Source organism: Saccharothrix sp. ST-888, from assembly GCF_000955975.1.
Lineage (GTDB): Bacteria > Actinomycetota > Actinomycetes > Streptomycetales > Streptomycetaceae > Kitasatospora.
Map to the genome: position 1 here is coordinate 1 of NZ_JYJF01000955.1, position 305 is coordinate 305.

Sequence of the window (305 nt, forward strand, 5' to 3'; positions counted from 1 at the left end):
GGCTTCCAGGTCACCCGGTAGCGCCAGCCGTCCACGGTGGACTCTTCGCGGCTCCGGCGGCGCCAGGCCGAGATGGCGGGCAGGGCGGAGCTGAGCGGCCGGTCGCCGTCGAGGCCCAGGGTCGCGGTCAGCGCATCGAGGTCCTCACGCTCCACGACCTCCCAGAACCGACTGTCCACCGTGGACTGGGCGGCGGCAGAACCGGCCGCCGGGGCGGAGACCGGTGCCTTCGGCCAGTAGTGCTCGCGCTGGAAGGCGTAGGTGGGGAGGTCGATCCGGCGTGCACCGGTCCCGGAGAAGAAGGC

General features: G+C 73.1%; 1 protein-coding gene. It reads right to left on the reverse strand.

All coding sequences use genetic code 11. The features are described 5' to 3' along the window. A partial coding sequence (locus tag UK12_RS42660) for a hypothetical protein (RefSeq protein ID WP_045307286.1) occupies positions 1-305 on the reverse strand: 305 nt, incomplete at both ends.